General features: G+C 38.9%; 19 protein-coding genes. 16 read left to right on the top strand and 3 right to left on the bottom strand.

Features of this window, described 5'->3' with window-relative positions:
- On the top strand, positions 1-272 hold a 272-nt coding region (locus tag CXF74_RS16755; RefSeq protein WP_198552893.1), incomplete at its 5' end, for a YdeI/OmpD-associated family protein.
- Positions 273-324: 52 nt separating this feature from the next.
- Here the strand turns inward: CXF74_RS16755 and CXF74_RS16750 are convergent.
- Positions 325-2619 (bottom strand): bifunctional diguanylate cyclase/phosphodiesterase, encoded by a 2295-nt coding sequence (locus tag CXF74_RS16750; RefSeq protein WP_101083674.1) that lies wholly within the window; start codon positions 2617-2619, stop codon positions 325-327.
- A 234-nt stretch (positions 2620-2853) separates the two neighbouring features.
- Complete coding sequence (arcA, locus tag CXF74_RS16745; protein WP_101083673.1) at positions 2854-3570, bottom strand: two-component system response regulator ArcA; 717 nt, start codon at positions 3568-3570, stop codon at positions 2854-2856.
- A gap of 738 nt (positions 3571-4308) precedes the next feature.
- Here arcA and thrA point away from each other — a divergent pair.
- The 13 genes from thrA to CXF74_RS16680 all read left to right on the top strand — a co-directional run bounded on the left by thrA (position 4309) and on the right by CXF74_RS16680 (position 15738).
- Positions 4309-6771 carry a bifunctional aspartate kinase/homoserine dehydrogenase I gene (gene thrA / locus CXF74_RS16740; RefSeq protein ID WP_101083672.1) on the top strand — a complete coding sequence of 821 codons (2463 nt, stop codon included), beginning with the start codon at positions 4309-4311 and terminating at the stop codon, positions 6769-6771.
- 98 nt (positions 6772-6869) lie between these two features.
- Entirely contained in the window at positions 6870-7826 is a 957-nt protein-coding gene (thrB, locus tag CXF74_RS16735) for a homoserine kinase (RefSeq protein WP_101083671.1), read from the top strand.
- The gene (thrC, locus tag CXF74_RS16730; RefSeq protein WP_101083670.1) at positions 7823-9100 is read left to right on the top strand and encodes a threonine synthase; all 1278 of its coding nucleotides are present in this window, start codon (positions 7823-7825) and stop codon (positions 9098-9100) included. Before thrB ends, thrC begins: the two co-directional genes overlap by 4 nt.
- Before the next feature lie 78 nt (positions 9101-9178).
- Complete coding sequence (tesB, locus tag CXF74_RS16725; protein WP_101083669.1) at positions 9179-10060, top strand: acyl-CoA thioesterase II; 882 nt, start codon at positions 9179-9181, stop codon at positions 10058-10060.
- Positions 10061-10130: 70 nt separating this feature from the next.
- A complete protein-coding gene (locus tag CXF74_RS16720; RefSeq protein ID WP_101083668.1) occupies positions 10131-10607 on the top strand; it encodes a DM13 domain-containing protein in 477 nt (158 codons plus the stop codon).
- Between the two features lie 62 nt (positions 10608-10669).
- Positions 10670-10885, top strand: a complete 216-nt coding sequence (locus CXF74_RS16715; protein ID WP_198552892.1) for a DUF6434 domain-containing protein — start codon at positions 10670-10672, stop codon at positions 10883-10885.
- 110 nt (positions 10886-10995) lie between these two features.
- The gene (locus CXF74_RS16710; RefSeq protein ID WP_101083667.1) at positions 10996-11442 is read left to right on the top strand and encodes a GNAT family N-acetyltransferase; all 447 of its coding nucleotides are present in this window, start codon (positions 10996-10998) and stop codon (positions 11440-11442) included.
- A gap of 59 nt (positions 11443-11501) precedes the next feature.
- Positions 11502-12233 (top strand): SDR family oxidoreductase, encoded by a 732-nt coding sequence (locus CXF74_RS16705; protein ID WP_101083676.1) that lies wholly within the window; start codon positions 11502-11504, stop codon positions 12231-12233.
- Between the two features lie 163 nt (positions 12234-12396).
- Positions 12397-13392: a Gfo/Idh/MocA family protein gene (locus CXF74_RS16700; protein ID WP_101083666.1), complete on the top strand. Its 996-nt coding sequence runs from the start codon at positions 12397-12399 to the stop codon at positions 13390-13392.
- A 242-nt stretch (positions 13393-13634) separates the two neighbouring features.
- Positions 13635-14084 (top strand): SMI1/KNR4 family protein, encoded by a 450-nt coding sequence (locus tag CXF74_RS16695; RefSeq protein WP_101083665.1) that lies wholly within the window; start codon positions 13635-13637, stop codon positions 14082-14084.
- Positions 14085-14189: 105 nt separating this feature from the next.
- On the top strand, positions 14190-14561 hold the full coding sequence (locus CXF74_RS16690) for a hypothetical protein (RefSeq protein ID WP_101083664.1): 372 nt from the start codon (positions 14190-14192) through the stop codon (positions 14559-14561).
- 89 nt (positions 14562-14650) lie between these two features.
- Entirely contained in the window at positions 14651-14986 is a 336-nt protein-coding gene (locus CXF74_RS16685; RefSeq protein WP_101083663.1) for a DUF4144 family protein, read from the top strand.
- Between the two features lie 164 nt (positions 14987-15150).
- Positions 15151-15738, top strand: a complete 588-nt coding sequence (locus CXF74_RS16680; protein ID WP_101083675.1) for an HD domain-containing protein — start codon at positions 15151-15153, stop codon at positions 15736-15738.
- A gap of 116 nt (positions 15739-15854) precedes the next feature.
- Here CXF74_RS16680 and CXF74_RS16675 read toward each other — a convergent pair whose 3' ends face one another.
- On the bottom strand, positions 15855-17483 hold the full coding sequence (locus CXF74_RS16675; protein ID WP_101083662.1) for a methyl-accepting chemotaxis protein: 1629 nt from the start codon (positions 17481-17483) through the stop codon (positions 15855-15857).
- Between the two features lie 413 nt (positions 17484-17896).
- Between CXF74_RS16675 and CXF74_RS16665 the strand changes: the two genes are divergently transcribed.
- Complete coding sequence (locus tag CXF74_RS16665) at positions 17897-18679, top strand: spermidine synthase (RefSeq protein ID WP_101083660.1); 783 nt, start codon at positions 17897-17899, stop codon at positions 18677-18679.
- A gap of 46 nt (positions 18680-18725) precedes the next feature.
- Positions 18726-19040: a N(4)-acetylcytidine aminohydrolase gene (yqfB, locus tag CXF74_RS16660; protein ID WP_198552891.1), complete on the top strand. Its 315-nt coding sequence runs from the start codon at positions 18726-18728 to the stop codon at positions 19038-19040.
- The last annotated feature ends 121 nt before the right edge of the window (positions 19041-19161 follow it).

The following is a 19161-nucleotide window of genomic DNA, read 5'->3' as shown; positions in this document are numbered from 1 at the left end:
GCGTGATGGAATCTGGGCTAGTGCATGTTCGTGCTGCAAAAGAGGATGGTCGTTGGGAAAGCGCGTATGTTGTCAGTGAAATGGCAGTGCCATCGGACTTTTTAGACGTGCTTGAAAGTCAGCCAAATGTTAAAGCGTTTTTTGAAACACTGACTAAATCGAGTCGTTATGTTATCGCGTATGGACTGATAAGCGCCAAGAAACCGGAAACCAGACTAAAGCGCTTCAGCAAGTTCATGGGCATGCTGGTTCGTGAAGAGAAGCCTAAATAAGCGTCACAAAAAACTAAGAGGTAACGTAAAAATCGTTACCTTAACTCTCTGATTAACTCTCTTGATCAACTACCTGATGGCCTTCTGGATTGGTTATAAAAAACTCAAGCTGATGTTTGTCGATAGGTTTTGAGAAGTAATACCCTTGGTATATATCACAGCCTAATTCAGTGAGCGTTAATAATGCTTCTTTTGTTTCAACCCCTTCAACCACGGTTTTCATTTTTTTGCATTGGGCAATTGAAATCATAGTACTAATCATTGAGCGTGTTTCGGCATCATCAACAACATGATCCACAAAAGACTTATCTATTTTTAATTCATCGATAGATAAGTTATGAAGAATACTTAACGAGGAATAACCCGTCCCAAAGTCATCCAATGAGATGCGAATACCCTGTTTTTTTATTTTGACCATTAGACGTTGCATGGCATCTATATCATCAATCAATACACTTTCTGTTATCTCTAATATCAGTAGGTTGGTTGGGAACTGATAACGTTCTACCAAAACCATCAATATGTCGTAAAAGTCAGGCTTTTTAAATTGTTTGACCGAGACATTAATTGAAACACTAAAGGCTGTGCCTATTCTTTGTTGAAGGCTGACCATATCACTTAATGTTTGTTCAATAACAAACTCGCCAACGGTATCCATTGCCCCTATTGATTCTGCGATAGGAATAAATTGATCGGGAGACATAAACCCTAAGGTCTTATTTTCCCATCGAATTAATGCTTCAACACCCACAACCGTTCCATCAGACAACTGCTGAGGCTGGTAAAGCATATAAAGTTCATTGTGCTTGACTGCATTTTTTAGCTCTCTTTCGACACTACATTTATAAAGATAATCATTAAGCAGTGTTTTGTTAAAGAAAGCGGTCGTATTCCTGATCGTTTTAGCACTGTTCATTGCTAAGTCCGCATTACGTTTAATATCTTCAGGATTACTACTGTCTTTAGGGTAAACGGACACGCCAATACTGGCTGTGAGTAGTATTTCGGCATCATTAATTAAGTAAGTCGTATTGACCGATGCAAGTAGTTGCTTACAAAATTCGTTAGTTTGAAGCTCGGTTTTATGAAAACAAACTAATATAAATTCATCGCTACTGGATCTAATAACCAAATCTTGAGGGTGTGCAATACCTTTAACTCTAAGTGCTATTGCTTTTAAAAGTTGATCGCCCACTGCATGGCCATAACTATCGTTGATGGTATTGAAATGGTCTATGTCTAAATAAATAAGTGTGAATGGCGAACTGCTGTTAACTTTTTCGCAGTATTGATCAAAGTAATAACGATTGAATAGCTGAGTTAAATAATCATGGTTAGCTTGGAACTTAAGTTCTTTAACTTTTTTTTTCTCACTGCTGGCAATATTTCTGAAAAGAAAAAAGATCAACACGATAGACAATAAATGCACTAGGACTAAAAGCTTAACTTTGTATAAAAAAGCCTGCATTATTTCAGTGAGTTTTATTTCCGTTATCAACCACATTGAATACTCCTTTATGTAAACAGAGGCATTGATGTATGTATTTGATCCACGAAATGTTTCGTTAGTGAAAGTTATTTCACTTTCTTTTAACTCTGCAAGGGGAGTTTTCACCGTTTTTGAAAGTTCTTCAATGGTGATTTTTACTTTCGATTTAGGAATTTTTTGTTGGTAGACGTTTGCATCATGAATTCTATCAATAGGTGCTAATTGAAAATAGCGATCCATTTCTCGATACAAATAGGTGTTGTTGAAGCCACTTTCAATGACGTTATTAACAAAAAAACTAAAACCTTTATCGACGCTTACAGCAATAGATAAGATCATTTTAGTATCACCCATCGAGTCTCGCACTGCCAATCGAAAAGGGATGATGATGTCATTTAAGCTTTCGCTGAAATAGGTGCGTCCGATCACCATTTTATTTGCTGTAATTGTTTTTTCAAATGAAGCTTTGCTTTCACTGACTGTGAGTAATGGTCTTCCGTCGGTTTCTGGGTTAACGGGATAAGTACTTCGAGTAGAGCCATCAAGATTAAACAAGCCAAAAGCTCTGACGCTTGAGTGTAAGTTTGTCGCTGTTTGCATGATTGATATAATGCTTTCTTCTTCAATCATTTTATCATTTTTAAGTACTTGGCTAGCAACAATACTAAGTAGTACTTCATATTGATCAAAGGTCGCATTCAGAGAGTTTTTGGATATGTTTGTCAGGCTAATCTGCTGAGTAACGAACTCGTCATATACGCGTTGATAAGTACTGTAAGAGGAGATGCTGAGCGATAAGCCCCAAAGAATACTGACGAGGTAAAATGCCATCCATATGTTTTTGTTAATCAGCGTCATGTAAAACCTTTCATCTCTTTTTGTACAAATATGTATTTTAAATTAGAGGCATTTAACTAGCGACTAAATGACGCGGAGTATAATCTTTTTTGTGGCTTAAAGGTAAATAAAATGTCACTACAAAGCTCTTTTTAATTTAGCCAAATTGATCAGTTACTTAGCGGAGTTGGTATTATTAAAACAGGCACAAAAAAGGTGCTTAAAAGCACCTTTTTGTTTTTATAATATTAACGACTACGCTAAGTCGCCACAGAAGCGGTAGCCTTCACCGTGGATCGTAGCAATAATCTCTGCGCCTTCTGGCACACTTTCAAAATGCTTACGAATACGACGAATGGTCACATCAACGGTACGATCTTGTGCTTTTAATTCACGGCCTGTCATTTTCATTAATAACTCAGCGCGGGTTTGAATTTTGCCCGGGTTCTCGATGAAATGTAACATGGCACGGAACTCACTGCGTGGTAGTTTAAATACATCACCACGTGGGCTAATCAACGAGCGACTATCTATTTCAAGTGTCCATCCGCTGAACTTATAGTTCTCAACTTTTTTACGTACTTCTTCAAAGTAGATATTATCTTGCATCGTACGGGTTAACAGATTACGTGTACGAATGGTTAATTCACGTGGATTAAACGGTTTAGTAATATAATCATCTGCGCCAATTTCAAGGCCTAAAATTTTATCAACTTCGTTATCACGACCGGTTAAAAAGATCAGCGGAATCGCTTGAATCTCACGTAATTCACGGGCTAATAACAAACCGTTTTTACCCGGTAGATTAATGTCCATGATGATCAGGTTAATGTTGTTATTACTAATAACATCGTGCATTTCGTTACCGTCATTGGCTTCGAATACTTGATAACCTTCTGCTTCAAAAACACTTTTTAAAGTATTGCGTGTAACTAACTCATCTTCAACGATAAGTATATTGGCTGTAGACATGTTGCTCTCCTATTTTTAAATTCTGTATTTCACCTGATAACGTTAAAACAAACACTTGGGAGGATGATGTGTTTTATTTTTAATTCATTAACGTTAAATGCATTAAACAAATATTTTACATATAAAGCTATTTTGTTGATATAAATCGCACATATTGTAGAAGCACACTAGGTGAATGTGATATCTAGCACTTTATTACCACTTTTTTAATGGTTCTCACTATAAATAGTTAACATTCAGATAACAACTAGATTGTCTCTCAGAAGAGGATTTAGAGATTGTTAATTGATATGCATCAACCTGCTTGTTTAAGTTGTTTGAAATGGAGGCTAAATCTTATCTGTTTTACGCCTGTTGATATAAAAAAGCTATATCTTAGTAAGTAAAGTTCTACTGTAGAATTGCGCTGAAATTGTCTGATTATACGCCTCACTTGTTCCGTTATTTCCCCTGTTTTACCTGATGTTACGTGTTATGCATGCTTGTTAGTCGGTGTTAAAGGGGCAAAATACTTTGAACTAGCAAGGGGATCAAAGCTTTGCTACAATGCCAGTTCATTTTTTTACATTAATAAGTTAACTCCACATTATGTTTCAGCGTTTATTTCATCAATATAATTATTTTTCAGCCGTGCTTTATAAACAATCGGCAAGCATCGTTAAATTAATGAGATAAATAAACCTTAAAACCCGCGCCTATTTGCGGGTTTTTTTATTATAGAAAGTAGGGATTCTTTAAATGCGCGTACTTAAATTTGGCGGCACATCATTAGCAAATGCCGAACGTTTTAATCAAGTTGCCGATATTGTTATTAACAATCAGCAACAGTCTCAAATCGCTTTAGTGTTATCTGCACCTGCAGGCGTGACCAATAATTTGGTCGCGGTTGTTGAGAAAACCAGTAACGGTTTATCAGCAGAAACCCATTTAGTTGATATCCAACGCATTTTTGCAGAGCTGATTAAAGGGCTAAAAAGTACCTACTCTGAGCTTGCTGACGATCTATTAAAAACCATTTTTGAACGTGAGTTATCGCACCTAAGCGATTTACTAGAAGGTGTGCGTTTGTTAGCGCAGTGTCCTGCTAGTATCGAAGCGCAAATCTTAAGTAAAGGTGAGCTACTTAGTATCGCGTGTATGAAGCAGTTATTAATTGCGAAAGGCCATACGGTTGAAGTGATTAAGCCGCAAGAAAAGTTAATCGCTAAAAAAGGCGGTTACCTTGAAGCGCAAATTGATATCGAAGTATCACGCGCACTGTTTGAAAAAGAAGGCCTAGTCAAAAATGCTATCTACCTGATGCCTGGTTTTACTGCCGGTAATGCACAGGGTGAAACATTAGTATTAGGGCGTAACGGTTCTGACTATTCAGCTGCTGTTTTAGCTGCTTGTTTAAAAGCAGAGTGTTGTGAAATTTGGACTGATGTAGACGGTGTTTACAGCTGCGATCCACGTTTAGTAAAAGACGCTAAATTATTAGACTCGTTAAGCTACGCTGAAGCGATGGAGCTTTCGTACTTTGGGGCTAAAGTATTACACCCTAAAACAATCGCACCGATTGCACAGCATCATATCCCTTGCTTGATAAAAAACACCGGTAACCCACAGGCGCCAGGCACATTAATTGGAGCTGAGCACAGTGATGAGGAGCTACAAGTGAAAGGAATTTCAGATCTTAAAGACCTAACCATGGTGAGCATTTCAGGCGCAGGCATGAAAGGCATTGTGGGTATGGCTGGGCGCATCTTTAGTACGGTTTCACGTGCGGGTGTTTCAATCATCTTAATTACACAATCTTCATCGGAATACAGCTTAAGCTTTTGTATTACCTCTGGTGATACAGACAAAGCCGTTGAAGCATTAAAAGAAGAGTTTGCCCTTGAGTTTTCAAACAACTTATTAGAGCCTCTTGAGCTGATTAAAGAGCAAGCAATCATCTCGTTAGTGGGTGATGGCATGAAGAAAGCAAAAGGTGTTGCTGCCCGTTTCTTAACGGCATTAACGGAAGCTTCAATCAATATTACTGCGATTGCGCAAGGTTCATCTGAGCGTTCTATCTCTGTGGTTGTTTCTGAGAAGAAAGCGCAAGAAGCGGTAATTGCTTGTCATCAGAAATTCTTTGCAAGTGTGCAATATATCGATATGTTCTTAATCGGTTGTGGTGGTGTTGGTGGTGCATTGGTAGACCAAGTTTACCGTCAGCAAACACGCTTAGCAGAACGTAATATTCAAATCCGCGTATGTGGTGTGGCAAATAGCCGTGCAATGTTAATGGATGCAAAAGGCATTTCTCTTGAAAACTGGCGTGACCTGTTAAAAGATGAAACAGCGCCACTGTCATTATCTAAAATGCAAACCTTGGTTAATGAGTCTCATATCATTAACCCTGTGATTGTTGATTGTACAAGTAACGATGCGATTGCAGCGCGTTATGTTGACTTTTTAGGCGCCGGTTTCCACGTGGTAACAGCGAACAAGAAAGCCAATACAAGCAGCATGGATTACTACCATCAGTTGCGTTTAACTGCATTGATGAAGCGTCGTAAGTTCCTTTACGATACGAACGTAGGCGCGGGTCTTCCTGTTATTGAAAACATGCAAAACCTATTTAATGCCGGCGATCAGTTAGTTAAATTTAACGGTATTTTGTCGGGCTCTTTATCGTTTATCTTCGGTAAATTAGACGAAGGTCAGTCGTTCTCTGATGTCACTACTGAAGCACGTAACATGGGCTTTACTGAGCCTGATCCTCGTGATGATTTAAGTGGTACAGACGTTGCGCGTAAATTGCTTATTTTAGCACGTGAAGCGGGCATGGAAATCACGCTAGACGACGTTGAAATTGAACAAGCATTACCACCAGGTTTTGATGATACCGGTACGCCTGACGAATTTATGGCGCGTTTGCCTGAAGCGGATGCTTACTTTAAAGAGTTACAAGCTAAAGCCGATGAAAAGAATCAAGTGTTACGTTACATCGGTAGCATCGTAGATGGAAAATGTAAGTGTAGTATCGAAGCCGTTGATGCTGATGATCCACTTAATAAAGTAAAAGATGGCGAGAATGCATTAGCGTTTTACAGCCAATATTACCAACCCATTCCATTAGTTTTACGCGGTTACGGCGCAGGTACTGAAGTAACTGCAGCTGGCGTATTTGCTGATGTATTAAGAACTCTCAACTGGAAACAGGAATTTTAATATGGGTTTGCAATGGCTTGTTGTTGCAAAACAACTTAAAAACTCAGGCGTAATAAATATTACGAACAACTATCAAGTTCAGAAACAGGAATTTTAACATGTCTCTTGTCGTTTACGCACCGGCTTCAACCGCTAACGTAAGTGTTGGTTTTGATGTACTTGGTGGGGCTTTAACACCTATCGATGGTCAGCAATTGGGTGATCGTGTGAAAATCAGCGAAGGTAAAGAAGCGTTTACCTTTGACTGCGTGGGTCGCTTTGCGCATAAATTACCAAGCGATCCTAAAAAGAATATTGTTTTTGATTGTTATGTGGCGTTTAAAGAAGCGCTGTTAAAAACAGACACTACATTATTGAATGTGGACATTACCCTTGAGAAAAACTTGCCAGTAGGCAGTGGGTTAGGTTCAAGTTCAAGCTCAATCGTAGCCGCATTAGAAGCACTAAATGCACTGCATAAACACCCACTTGATGAAACAGTCATGCTTGCTATTATGGGCGACATGGAAGGTATCATCAGTGGTGGCGTTCATTACGATAATGTGGCGCCGTGTTATTTAGGTGGCATGCAGTTAATGATTAACGAAGGGGATATTATTAGTCAAAAAATTCCTTCGTTTAAACAGTGGTACTGGGTTGTTGCTTATCCGGGTATTACTATTTCAACCGCTGCAGCGCGTGATATTTTACCTGCGCAATATCGTTTAAGTGACGCATTAACTTACGGCCGCCGTTTAGGGGCGTTTGTTCATGCTTGTCATAGTAATCAACCTGAGCTGGCTTCAAAAATGCTCAAAGATGTGATTGCAGAACCTTATCGTGCACAGCTAATCCCTGGCTTCAAAGAAGCGCGCTTATTTGCAGAGCAAAGTGGTGCATTAGCGATGGGTATTTCAGGCTCTGGCCCGACTGTATTTGCAGTGATGACCGACCTGCAACAAGCTCAATCTTTACAAAATTGGTTAACGGAAAACTTCCTTCAGAACGATGAAGGATTTTGTCATATTTGCCACCTTGATGAACAAGGTGCGCGCGTGTTAGGAACAGAACTATGAATTTATACAACATCTCAGATAACAGCGAACAAGTTAGCTTTCAACAGGCCGTAAAACAAGGTCTAGGTCGTGGACAGGGTCTATTTTTTCCTGAAACTATCACGCCATTAACTAACATTGACGCGCTACTTAAAATGAATTTAGTTGACCGTTCAACTGAAATCTTATCGCACCTTATTGGTGATGAGCTAAGTAAAGAAGCCGTAAACAGTATTGTTTCACAAGCCTTTACCTTTGAAGCGCCAGTGAAAAAAGTAACTGACAACATCAACGCATTAGAGCTTTTTCACGGTCCTACGTTAGCATTTAAAGACTTTGGTGGCCGTTTCATGGCGCAATGTCTTGCATCGTTTAAAGACAACGGCAAAATCACTATTTTAACAGCAACATCAGGTGATACTGGCGCAGCTGTAGCACATGCTTTCTTCGAAATGGAAAACATTGATGTCGTGATTCTTTACCCGAAAGGTAAAATCAGCCCGTTACAAGAAAAACTGTTTTGTACACTAGGTAGCAATATTACAACGATTGCAATCGAAGGGACGTTTGATGACTGTCAAACAATGGTTAAGCAAGCATTTGACGACCAAGAGCTAAAACAAGCAATTGGCCTAAACTCTGCAAACTCAATTAACATTAGTCGTCTTGTTGCACAAATTTGTTATTACTTTGAAGCCTTTGCACAGTTAGACGAAGCACAGCGTAAAGACTTAGTGATTTCTGTACCAAGTGGTAACTTTGGTGACTTAACGGCTGGCCTACTGGCTAAAGCACTAGGTTTACCAATTAAGCGCTTTATCGCAGCAACTAACGAAAACGATACGGTACCGCGTTACTTAGCGGGTGAAGCTTGGACGCCTAAAACGACGATCCCAACACTTTCAAACGCAATGGACGTAAGTGCGCCAAACAACTGGCCACGTATTGAAGAGCTATTTAAAGTGAAAGGTTGGTCTTTAAGCGAGCTAGGTTACGGCAAACTAAGCGATGCACAGACTAAAGAAGCGTTATTAGCATTAGACGAATTAGGTTACCTATGTGAACCACATGGCGCGATTGCTTACAGTGAATTAACAAAACAATTGCAAGAAGGTGAGACAGGTCTATTCCTTTGTACTGCACACCCTGCTAAATTCAAAGAAAGTGTTGAAGAAATTTTAGGACGTGAAATTTTCATTCCTGAAGCCTTAGCATCACGCGCTGATTTAGCGTTACTTTCTAAAGAAATGCCGGTTGATTTTGCACAAGTGCGTAAATTACTAATGGCACTATAATCGTCTGTTAGTAAACGATTATTATAAATAAAAAGGGCGTTTTATACGCCCTTTTCTGTTTTTGAAAAGGGGCTAAAAATGGGTAAAGTATTAAACGATTTGTTAAATCAGCTCAGTTTAGAGAAATTAGAGGAAAACCTCTATCGTGGTCAGAGTCAAGATCTCGGTTTAGGTTTAGTCTTTGGTGGACAAGTAATGGGACAAGCTATTTCTGCCGCTAAAGAAACAGTCTTACCAGAGCAACGTGTGCACTCTTTTCACTCTTACTTCTTACGCCCCGGTAAAACAGACAGGCCAATTGTTTACGATGTTGAACGTATTCGAGATGGTCGCAGTCTTTCTGCTCGTCGTATTAAAGCGATTCAAGATGGTAAAGCTATCTTCTATATGACTGCCTCTTTTAAAGCCAAAGAGAAAGGCTTTGAGCATCAAGATAAAATGCCCGATGCGCCTGCGCCAGAAGAGTTAATTTCAGAGCAAGATATGGCACTGATTCATACGGACATGTTACCCGCTAACATCCGCGATAAGTTAGTCTGTGAAAAACCAATTGAAATGCGTCCTGTTACTTTTGTGCATCCCGTTGAACCTGAAATTGAACCTGCAAAACGTTTGGTGTGGTTTAAAGCAAACGGAAAAATGCCTAATGATTTACGTGTTCATCGTTACCTTTTAGCTTACGCATCAGATTTTAACTTTCTACCTACTGCGTTGCAGCCACACGGTGTGTCATTTTTATCACCGGGTATGCAAGTGGTTACCGTGGATCACTCAATGTGGTTTCATCAAGACTTCCGCTTAGATGAATGGTTATTGTACGCCGTAGAGAGCACTGTGGCCTCTGACGGGCGTGGTCTTGTTCGAGGTCAGTTCTTTACGCGAGATGGCAAGCTCGTCGCCTCAACGATTCAAGAAGGCTTGATTCGCAAGAAGAAGATAAATAAAGCAAAGACGGATTAAGATCCACCCTGTTTTATCGGTTGTGTAGTGAAGCGATACATTAATTCGGTTAATCCTATTGGAATTATCAATGAAATTAAAAATGTTAGTCACACTGATAGTCACCCATTTATTGGTCGCAGTGCTAGGCGTTGCGGTAGGAATATACGCTCTGCCGATTATCATTGCGCCCGCTGCACCAACGGAATCTGAAATAACGGCCATCGCTTCTCTGTCACAATATGAAACTGAGTTCAAAAAAGATCTGAAAGACAGTGATTCATTTCATTGGGGGCAAGGTAAAGTTGCTATTGGCCCTGAATTTATCTCCTTAATGGGCAATCTTGCGCCGGGCCCGGATTACAAACTCTATCTTTCGCCTGAGTTTATTGAAACTGAAGCCGATTTTAATCGTTTAAAAACATCCATGTTACGTGTTGGCGATGTTAATACTTTTAATAACTTTGTGGTTAGCGTCTCACCAAGTATCGATGTATCTCAATATAATACTGTCATTATTTGGTGTGAGACGTTTGGCGAGTTTATTACATCTGCACAATATCGTTAGACCTTTTTAGTGACTGAATACTCCAAGGTAATTGTCCGATAACAGTAAGGTGATAATATTATATGAGCATTCATTTCGATTGGCATAGCGATAAAATAACGGCCGACACTCCAGTAACAACAAACTATAAAAACACGCAAAATGTGCGCCGGTTTTTAACCGAAATATGTGGCGCTGGTTTTACCTTTAATCGACCATTCATGGCATGGATAAAAGATGAAACACCTAAAACCATGGGTGAGGTTGCATCAGAGTGGCTGTTACAAGCTAAAAAGTAATTGCCTGAGTGACGCGATTGTTGGAATGAAAATAGTTTTTTGTTTTATTTCTATATCGTAGCGAACAATTCCCTCTCTTAATAAGCCGTTATACCAATTGGATTTCAACGATGAATATCATTAATTGTAGTGAACATTATTTAGACAAGTTAGTTGTGCTTTTTGAAGAATATCGATTTTTTTGTGGTTTTGAGCGCAGCCCTAAAGAGACTAAAGCGTTTTTGAAAAAACTAATAGTGAATGAAGAGTCGGTCATTTTTATTGCTGTAGATCCTGAAACAGACAGCATCATGGGATTCGTGAATTTATACCCGAGTTATTCTACGCTGGCGTTACAGCGATTATGGATTCTTAATGACCTTGGTGTCTCGGGGGATTTTAGAGGTAAGGGTGTGTCAAAAGCATTAATTTTTAAAGTGCAGGAATTTGCCAAACAAAGCAACGCGATTCGTATCGAGTTGAAAACAGGATGTACCAATACTACCGCCTTAAGTTTGTATCAATCGATGAACTTTACCGTAGACACAGATAATGTTTATTATCGGGTGCCTTGCTAGCAAACAGGGCTGCCTCGTAAAGAGGCGTCTATATGATAAACACGATAACCGAGGTACGAATGAATTCAATCGTTTTAGTGACTGGCGGTAGCCGAGGCATCGGAGCCGCAACGTCAAAGCTACTTGCAAAACAAGGTTATGCAGTTTGCGTTAATTACATGACCAATAAAGCTGAAGCCGATAATGTCATTGCTGAAATAGAAGAAGCGGGCGGGACTGCTATTGCCGTTCAAGCGGATGTTTCAAAAGAGCATGATGTTATTCGCCTTTTTAATACTATCGATAAATCCTTGGGTAACATCACCCATTTAGTGAACAATGCCGGTGTATTACTTACGCAAATGCGTGTCGCTGAAATGACCGCTGAAAGAATCAATAAAGTGCTGACCACCAATGTCACTAGCTACTTTTTATGTTGTAGGGAAGCAATCAACAGAATGCCTAAGGGAGGCGCGATTGTTAACGTTTCTTCAGTCGCGTCAAGATTAGGCTCTGCTGGCGAATATGTTGATTATGCAGCATCGAAAGGGGCAATAGATACATTAACGATTGGTTTATCGCTTGAGGTGGCTAGTCAGGGGATTCGGGTAAACTGCGTTCGTCCAGGCTTCATTTATACCGATATGCACGCTGATGGTGGCGAGCCAGATCGCGTTAATCGCGTGAAAGCATTAATACCTCTGCAACGTGGCGGTAAACCAGATGAAGTCGCTGCTTCTATTGCATTTCTTTTATCCAATGATGCCTCATTTATTACCGGTACCTTCATCGATATCGCCGGCGGTAAATAGCCACTTCATAAGGCAATTTAAGCAGACAAAAGCAATTTCCCTCTCTTTTGTCTGCTTAATACGCGACCCATAGTCATTATTATTCAATCCACTGATTTGCTTGATTCATTGTTTACGGATCGGTAATATCATTTTTCTCATTTTGACTTTATTTGGTATTTATATGATTAATAAAAAGGTTCGTTGGGGTATTGCTGGATTAGGTAAAATTGCCCATCGTTTTGTAAAAGACTTAACGCAGCACGTTGATAACGCCGAGTTATACGCGGTTGCAGCAAGAGACCAATTACGTTCAGATGCCTTTGCTAATGAATACGGCTGTCAAAAAAGTTATGGCTCATACCTCGCATTAGCAGAAGACCCAAATGTAGATGCCATCTATATTGCAACCATCCATCCCTTTCATAAAAGCATGGTTGAACTGTTTTTGAACAAGAGTAAACACGTTTTAGTTGAAAAGCCGGCTTTTACTAATGTCCAAGACTGGGATGAAATGTATTCGCTTGCGCAAGAAAAAGGAGTATTGCTTGTTGAAGCGATGAAATTTGTGGCCTTCCCTGCTTACCAAGCATTACGACAGTTTATTCAAGATAACAATGTGAAAATAGACTCGGTTGAAGGCGCTTTTGGTAACTGGCATGAATTTGATACACGAGAGCAAATATTCAATCCTGATTTATGCGGTGGCGCAACGTTAGATGTGGGTGTGTATGCTTTATGGTTGTACGCGGATTTATGCCAACTCACCAACAGTGCATTAGTAAAGCCTTCTGTAACACACCAAAAAGATAATGAGGCCTCTGAAGTTGATGAAAACGTTGAGTTTATCTTTGATGGAAAAATTAACGGACATATTTGCGCTTCAATTACGCAAAACCTAAAGCGTGAAGCCGTCATTAAAGGGCCTGAGTTAGAAATAACCATTCACGAAAAATGGTGGAATCCTCAAACTATCGATATTTTATATCAGGGGAAAAAGCAGCAAATTACTTCGTCGCAAAAAGGCGGGGGATTTGAACACGAGATTGAACACTTTTCTTCATTAATTATTAATCAGAAATTGGCATCTCATTTTATGCCTGCTGAAACGAGTCGAAACGTCATTTCAATAATGCAAACAAGTTTAGTGGAAAATGATTTTAAGCATTTAGTTAATTAATAAATCGGCATTCTTTTGTCGCTTAAATTTACTTGTTATTGGTAAGCTTAATCCATCCCAGATTTTGATGCTGTGATGGAACGAATGAGTAATAAAAGGGTGAGAAGATGCTTATCTGAGTAAAGTGTTTGAGAACAGCGGTTCAACAGAATTAAAGGTGAAGCTTAATGTTAATCACTCCTTTAATTCTCTATTTTTAGCCAATTAATAGAGGGCGTTAATGTGTATTGGAGTATTGCTACATGGATAGCATTGATTTATTTGTAAAAAATTGGGGTAGTAAGCGTGCAATGGTACCTATTAATAATCAGGATATTGTGGAACTTGAAGAGAAGTTAAACGCTGTTTTACCTGAGTCATATAAATACCTTATCTCTACCTACGGCTTAGTGCACACACCTAATGTATTAACTAAAATTTGCGATTTAAACTCCGATCTATCTGAAGTACAAGATTTTTTGAGCTTAGGTGATGTTGACTCGCTTTCAAAGCTTTATGAAATGACAGGTATGCCCAAGGGACATATTCTATTTGCATCTGACTGCAAGGGTAATATGTTTTGTTTCAAACTCGAAGATTGTGCTACTCAACAAATAGATTCGCCGGTGTGGTTTTTTGATCACAACTTGTCTACTGTTAAAAAAGTATCTGATTCTTTTATGGGTTGGTTAGATGAGTTTAATGGACTTTAATATCGCGATAAAGGCACTTAACAGGCTGTAAATTTCGCACCTTACTCCTCATTTAGCTAACCATTTTTGTCCGTTTAAGCGGACGTTAGCTATTCAGGAGTTTGTATGCAAAGTCACGATGAAATTATCGTAGAATGGAAAGGCGATATATTAGTTATTTATCCTCAAAGCCCTTTTGATGAAGAGGGCGTCGAAGAAGTTATTGATATTATTAAAAAGACAGTGCGCACTAAAAACAATAAAAACTGGTCGAGGTTGGAAGTCTGGTCCGATAATTCGCTTGGTTCACCGGCGGTGATGAGCAATGAAAAAGCGTTCTCGCATTGGTGCAATGAGAATGGCTGTGTCGCGACTGCGCTGGTGGTAGAAAATGGATTTCAGCGTGGTATCACTGAGAATCACTTGTCAGACAATGTTGAAGTGTTTAGCTGTGAAGTAGAAGCGACTGATTGGTTGATGGCACATAACGATAGCTAATGACCTATTCATGTTAGTTACTGTCATGTGTTTTTCTGTTTATTAAGGTAACGACACTATTAAGGTAATTATATTATTAAGGTAATCATGTGATTGTTTGGCCATGTATTTTGAAATTAGACGGCGATGATGAGCTTATTTATTTAGGCTCTGAATGCGCCTTTAAGTACGAGTGTGACGCGTTAATCTTAAGTGATGACGATTATATTTTAGACTCTACGGGTTGCACCTATCTAGTGGAGGAGCGCTCAGGTGTATTAACGCTAATAAAAACCGGACGGGTATTAGAACTCGAAGACGTGACACAATTAATTCGCGCTAACGAGTTTCAAAAAGCAGAGCTTTGCCTGACCAAAATTTACTTTGCAAGTATCTCAGATGCGATTAAGTCAACCAATGAACTGGCATTATTAAACCAACTATAACCTGCAATAATAACTTAGGTTATAACTTCAATGATAAACCCTAGTTAAGCCTTTATCCTTAACTTCCTCTCTTTAGAGTTTTATTTTCTATTAACGACTAAGGCCTTTTTGTGACGCTATTAAATCAATACGAAGTGCAATTTATCACATTTATCAAAACTGAAATGAAGCTGGATTTAGCCCATGATCTTAACCATATTTTACGTGTTGTAAAAACAACTAAAAAACTGTGTAAACAAGAAAGGGCAGTGGGTGAAATTGCTATTCCGGCTGCTTATTTACATGATTGTTTTTCATACCCCAAAGATCACCCTGATCGTGCACAAAGCTCGATAATGGCTGCCGATAAAGCCATCGATTTTTTAAAAAGTATTAACTATCCAGAGTATTATTTTCCTGATATTCGCCATGCGATTGTTGCGCATAGCTTTAGCGCCAATGTCGATGCGTTAACGCTGGAAGCTAAAATAGTACAAGATGCAGATAGATTGGATGCGCTAGGAGCAATTGGGATTGCACGCTGTATTCAAGTGGGCGCAAAATTAGAGCGACAATTGTATTCAAGCATTGATATGTTTTGTGATAATCGAACGCCAGATGATGGCACTTATACGCTAGATCACTTTTACACTAAGTTATTAACCTTAGCTGCGAGTATGAAAACACCTTCGGGATTAACTGAGGCACAAAGTCGCACTGACTTTATGCGTGACTATTTAAAGCAATTAGCATTAGAAGTACAAGAGAATTGACAGCATGTGTTCGTATTAAAATCTTAATAAGAAGACATAAAAAAAGGGCCTGCGTTACAACATAACGTAGGCCCTTTTTTAATACGCCAGTTCAGCGTATTCATAGTCTTTCATTTTTATAAATGAAAGAAAGCTAATTTTTCTTTTTGCTGCTCAGCGAGTTCAGACAGTTCAGCACTTGCTGTTGCGCTTTGACTAACACCCGATACATTCTGATTAATTAAATCAGACATGTTAGTCACGTTACGATCAATTTCTTGTGTTACTTGTGATTGCTCTTCAGCGGCTGTTGCTACTTGTGCATTCATATCATTGATTTGGAAGATAGCGGCGGTAATACCTTCTAGTGCATCATTCGCTTGCTTCGACAGTGTTTGGTTTGTATCAAGCATCAAAATACTTTCTTGCATGCTGTCATTCGCATGTGAAGACTGGGTTTGTAACCCTTCAATAATCGTTTGAATCTCAATCGTAGATTCCTGTGTACGACTTGCTAATACACGTACTTCATCTGCTACTACGGCGAAACCACGACCGAGTTCACCAGCACGGGCTGCTTCAATCGCGGCATTAAGAGCTAATAAGTTAGTTTGGTCTGAAATGCTACGAATCACTTCAATCACATTACTAATTTGCTTAGATTGCTCTTGTACGCTGCTCACGACTGTCGCCGCTTCAGATAAAGTAACGGCCATTTTAGTACTGGCTTCTTGGCTTTGTGCGAAGATATCTAAGCCTATTTTTGCTAGTGCATCTGCTTCTTTTGCCGTTGAGTCAGCCAGTGTTGCGTTATTACTTACATTGTCTGCTGTGCTTGAAAGTTCATTTACCGCAGAGGCCACCTGATCAATCTCATTCAGCTCAAGTTGTGCATTTGATTGCGCTTGGTTCATCACGGCTGCTAATTCAGTTGATGCCGCTGCAACGTCTTCACTAATGCGTGTTAATGCTTCAACAGTATTATATAGCTGAGTGACGGTCACGTTTACGCTTGCGCCTAAACGAGAAATCTCATTGCTACCTTCTTGGTCAGCAGTCACAGCAAGGTTACCCTGTGAAACTTCACGCATGATCGCTTGTAGTGCGGTAATCGGTCGAACAATTTGTCCTGATAAGATCCAAGCGCCTATAATAGATAGGACAAAAACAGCCAGTGTAATTAATGACGCGTTAAGCATCAGCTTGTCGTTATCTTGGGTACTTTCACGTAAATTTTCAGTTGCGTAGGCATTCACTTTTTGAGAAAGGGTATTAATAGATTCTACCATTTCAGTGCCAGATTTTTTGTATTGTGAAAGAAAGTTAGCTAACTCACTTTCTGATACTAAACCACGGTCATTTTTCTTCAGTAATAGCACTGCATTTTGTGAAAAACGGATGTAGTCGCCAATCGCGTCATCTACATTTCTTACGTATTTTGAAAGTTCTGGTGTGTTGTTAAAAATAGACAAGCTAGTGTTGATTTCTTTTGTGCTGTTTTTTAATTCAACAAGAAAACTGTCACGACGATTTGCATCATAAATCGCGTAAACAGCACTAATGCGTAACGGGTAAATTTTGTCGTCAATTTTTGCTAATGTATCTTTGTAGCTTAATAAAGAATGTGTATCTTTAGTAATCTCGGCCTGCTCTTCAGACAGGTTATATTTTGTGAATAATAATGACGTAAATAAAATAACAACCATGATCAATACAGGTAACAAAACTTGCATTCGGATGGATATAGTTTTTAGAAATGTTTGCATTTAAATCTCATAATTTGGCATCCCTACAGGCGTGTAGAAAATATGAACGATATATTAGAGGCAGATCACAGTATTGTCTATAGAGAAATGCATTTGTCACCTATAAAAAGGTGTTTTAGTTAAGGTTATATTGATTTAATCGAGGTTCTGTAAATAACTCACAGAGAAGCCGCTTTATTTTTACTCATTTCATACTGCCTTTGCTAGCTTAGGTTACTTTGTATCTTGTTTTTTAAAGTATTCTCCTCTGAACCTCGCGCTACTCGTGTTAGTTACACTAGTAGCGTATTTAGTTACTTATTTAATTGTTACTCTTTAAAGCAACTTTTATCTGCCTATTTGGGTGAGAGTGCAATCGAAAAAATGCCTTTATTAATACAGCTGGCATTAAACTCTACGCAATTAAGGTCACTATGGATTTAAAGACGTTACTCTCTCAAAAATGCACCGTATTACATCAGCAAGATGCTAATGGTATCGCATTAATAGTCAAAGAAAGTGCAAAATATCGTTGGTTTGAATATGGCGGAACATCCACTCAGTCGTTAATGAATAAATCATTATCTGAGGAAATTTTGATGCCGGTTTATCAATCATTATTGCTTTTTTTATTATTCAAAAGTAGCCCGCTTAAAATATTGAATTTAGGCTTAGGGGGCGCATCTATTGAACGTGCATTAGCGACAATATCTGATTTATTATTAACCTCCGTTGATTCCTCTCAAGTTGTTATTGATATGGCTAAACGCTATTTTAATTTGCCACCAAGCGTTGAAGTGTTTTGCCAGCAAGCAGAGCAGTTTATTGAACAAACGGATGCGTTATATGATGTGGTGTTATGTGATTTATTTATCGGTGAACATAACCCTAAATTTTTATTTAAAGAAGATTTTTATCAACAGTTAGCAAAAATAATGGTCGCTAACCACGTACTAATGATAAATTTGCAAGCCGATACAGATGAGCAGTTAATACATGCTTTACTGGCCTTAAAGGCTGTATTTCCTTATATCGCATTCATGGAGTTTGACGATTATAGCAATATTGTTATTATCGCAAGCTCTCACGAAATTCCAGAGCAAGCCAAGTTACAGCAACAATTGGCCAATTTTACATTGCTTGATTTCAGCTGTTTTTTGAATTCTAGTTTAGAGCAAGCGATTGAGAAGATGCGCTATATTCCACGGGCTAAGTAAATGATCCGTTAAAAACTACTATTCAATAACTACCTAGGAGCCAATAATGGGCTTAACAGAAATGACGTTCTTTGAACGTTTTGAAGCGGATATTTTATCCGGCAAAAAAACAATTACTATTCGTGACGAAGCAGAGAAAAACTTTACCCAAAATAGCACGGTTCAAGTCTCTACTTACGAAACTAATCGATGGTTTTGTCAGTTACTCATTAAAGACGTACAACCTATTAATATCGATCAATTATCTGAATTTCATGCAACACAAGAGAACATGACGCTTGATGAATTAAAAGCGGTTATTGAAGAGATTTACCCAAATGTAAAAAGTTTGTATGTCATTAGCTACGAGCTGGTGGGGTAAAGTCAGCGGTTAGCTAAAAGTCAGCTGTTAGCTGTTAGCTGTTAGCTGTTAGCTATCAGCTAGATTCAAAGCCTAAAAGCGATTGAGCACGAAGTTAAAAGAAGAAAATATGAAGTTATGA

It is taken from the genome of Psychromonas sp. Urea-02u-13, assembly GCF_002835995.1.
Lineage (GTDB): Bacteria > Pseudomonadota > Gammaproteobacteria > Enterobacterales > Psychromonadaceae > Psychromonas.
Note: the sequence above shows the minus strand (reverse complement) of the source record. Positions and strands in the feature narration are given on the sequence as shown.